We start from the raw sequence: 2983 nt of genomic DNA on the forward strand, positions 1-2983 counted from the left end.
TCCCGGGTTCGTCTCACCGCCGATGGCGAGGTTCGGGTCCAGTGCGGCTCGCATGAAATCGGCACCGGCGTTCGCACCATCGCCGGCCAGATGGCGGCCGAAAGGCTGGGGGTTGGCATGGACAAGATCAGCGTCGAGATGGGCGACAGTGCCTTGCCGCCGGCTCCGGTGTCAGGCGGATCGATCTCGACCGCCAGCGTCTGCTCCGCAGTCATGAAAGCCTGCGACGCGATACGCGAAAAACTGTTTGCCGCCGCTGCGGGCAAGGGGGCTCCGCTGGCAGGTTCGGCCAATGCGAAGCTGGATTTGAAGGACGAAGAGGTCGTTGCCGAGACCGGCAAGTCCGCCAAGCTGGCCGATGTGTTCAAGGCCATGCAGGTCGGCGCCATCGAAGAATATGCCGAGTTTGCGCCGAAGGGTTCTTCGCCTGAAGCCCTCAGCAAACTCTATGCCGGACAATCGGAGTTTCATGGTGGAGAGAACGACGAAGATTCGGTCAAATATGCCTTTGGCGCCGAGTTCGTCGAAGTGCGCATCAACAGCTATACACGCGAAATCCGGGTGCCACGCATTGTCGGAGCCTTCGCTGCCGGGCGCATCATGAACACGCGCACCGCGCGCAGCCAGTTGATGGGTGGCATGATCTGGGGCATCGGCCAGGCGTTGCACGAGGCCACGGAAATCGATCAGCGACACGCGCGCTACGTCAATCGCGACCTGCAGGACTATCTCGTGCCGGTCAACGCCGACATCAAACAGGTCGACGTTATCCTAGTCCCCGAAGTCGACCACCAGGTCAATCCTGCCGGCGTCAAGGGCTTGGGCGAACTCGGCAATGTCGGAACGGCTGCCGCCGTGGCGAGTGCCGTCTATCATGCCACCGGCAAGCGCATTCGCGATCTGCCGATCAGAATAGATGATTTGATAGGCTGAGGGTCAAGAGCTCTGAGAGGAGGGGCTTCACAAGCCGACATCGTCATCGAAATTGTCGCGGTGGCGGCGTTGTCCGACTGAAAAAGTTTTCGCATGCAGCGATAGCTTAATCGCCTTGGCTCTCGAGTGTCACTCCGGGGCTGTGGCCGGAGCCGTGTAACGGCGGCGTACAGCGTCAAGCACCCGCTTGCGACTATCCTGCGCCGACAGGGTCTTGTCCTCTTCCGCCTCGGCGGTTTCGCGCGCCAGGTCCTTGTCCCTGATCTGATGTCGGAACCATTTGGAATAGTCGCCGGTGCGCAAATGAAACTCCCAGGTCTTGTCGTCTATCCCCTCGGCGATCTGAGCGAAGATCATCAGATTGTGAGCCCTGAGGTTCATCGCATTGTCAGGGCCATGGAAATAGAAGCTGCCGGCTTCGTCGAGCTGGCCTTCGGCATATTTCCGGCTGTGCCGCTTGAGTGACTGACGTGGTTCAACCACCTTGACCGTCTTGACTTTCTTGCCCGACTGCGGCCGCCAGAACAGCACGCGCGCGCCTTTGGGCGTTGGAATGTCCTTTGGCGGCTCAATGCCAGTTTCCTTGCAGAAGACCTTCACCACGTCCTTCGCCTTGGGGCCAAGCGCAATGATGGCTGTGACAAGGCGCAAGGCGTCTGTCGAGATCGCCTCGGGGTGAACGGTGATCAGGATTGTGCCCGGCAATTCCAATGACAGGACCGCCCGCGTATCGTCGCGCCGCTTGGGCAGAAGATGGTGCGCTTCATCGATGACGAGCCAGTGCGGTCTCGCGGTGCGCCGGCGGAAACTGCTCAGGCCAGGCAGCAGGTCGGCAAAGAAATCCGGCCTCTCGTCGACGCGCAGGGCCAATCCATTGACGACAATGTTGCTGTCGGCCTTGGCGATCAGATCCAGCACCTGCGCCTTTGTCGGCGCGCTTGAGCCGTCGCCCAGGCGAACGGCGCCTTCGAGGCCGTCATAGTCGCCTTCGGGATCGAAGACGCAGAACTGAAAACCACTTTCGACGAAGCGTTCCGTCAGCGCGGTGGCCAAGGTGGATTTGCCAATGCCGGAACTCCCGGCAATGAGGATCGTGTCGCTCGGCGACAGGTAGACATCATCGCCGCCAGACGATCCAAGAACGATGCCGTCATGGCGCTTCGGCACTATCGCGTGATCACGCTTTATCAGCTTTGCGATTAATTGCTCCACGCCCTTGCCGCGGGCGCCACGCATGACCAGGTCGGCTGTATCCTTGACCGCCGGAATTGCATTGTCGACGGCGGCGCTGCAGCCACAGGCCTGCAGGAACGCGTGGTCGTTCTCGGCATCGCCGACGCCGACGACGTTGTGCGGCGAAAGTCGAAGGTCCTGAAGGGCCGCAGCGAGCCCGGTGGCTTTGTTGATGCCGCTCGGCAGGATCATCACCGCGCCCTTGTTGAAGATGATTTCCAGTTCGAGACCCATCTTCTTGATGATATCGAGCACGGTCGCCTGATGGGGTTCCCAAGTCGCGACGATCGATCGCCCGACCGAAAGCGGCTTGACGCCCTGCCGCTTCAATCTGGCGACGAATTTGGGCTCGGGCGATGGGGCGATCACCCGTTCTTCCTCGCTTGCCGGCGTGTAGATCATCGCGCCATTCTCAGCGACGACCTTGTCGAAGAGGCTAAGCTCGGGAAAGACGCGCTTGAGATCGGGCAGTTCACGCCCGGTGACGAGAACCAGCTTGCGGCCGCTTTTCTTGAACCGCTCAAGCGCGGCGAGCGTCTTCTTGGCGACGATCCCATCATGAGCCAGCGTGCCGTCATAGTCTGCCGCCAATGCAATGAAATACATTCCGCCGACCCTTCTCGTTCCGGTTACCCGGCTAGAACGTGCGATTGAGACAAAGGCTCCCCACCGACCGGATCGCAGGTCTGGAGAAGGGCGGTTCGCCCTCGGAAATCAGGAACTCCTTCGGTGCCGGTACGTTGACCAGACAAGCCGGGAACCGTCCCGGTCTTTGCTGGCGGCGTGCAAACCCCGTCGCCGAAATCCACACCAAGCG

General features: G+C 60.9%; 3 protein-coding genes. 1 reads left to right on the plus strand and 2 read right to left on the minus strand.

The features are described from left to right. Positions 1-933: molybdopterin cofactor-binding domain-containing protein (locus EN906_RS29130; protein ID WP_164777437.1), on the plus strand; the 933-nt coding region annotated here is incomplete at its 5' end. 129 nt (positions 934-1062) lie between these two features. Here EN906_RS29130 and EN906_RS29135 read toward each other — a convergent pair. Continuing rightward, complete coding sequence (locus EN906_RS29135; RefSeq protein WP_127272262.1) at positions 1063-2772, minus strand: HAD-IIB family hydrolase; 1710 nt, start codon at positions 2770-2772, stop codon at positions 1063-1065. Between the two features lie 31 nt (positions 2773-2803). Beyond that, positions 2804-2983: hypothetical protein (locus tag EN906_RS37840; RefSeq protein ID WP_206529196.1), on the minus strand; the 180-nt coding region annotated here is incomplete at its 5' end.

Origin of the sequence: Mesorhizobium sp. M7A.F.Ca.CA.004.06.1.1 (assembly GCF_003999135.1) — a bacterium.
GTDB lineage: Bacteria > Pseudomonadota > Alphaproteobacteria > Rhizobiales > Rhizobiaceae > Mesorhizobium.

What these genes read in the sequence shown, in the direction of transcription:
- EN906_RS29135 (WP_127272262.1), bottom strand. Translation starts at nt 2,772, where the DNA reads ATGTATTTCATTGCATTGGCGGCAGACTATGACGGCACGCTGGCTCAT.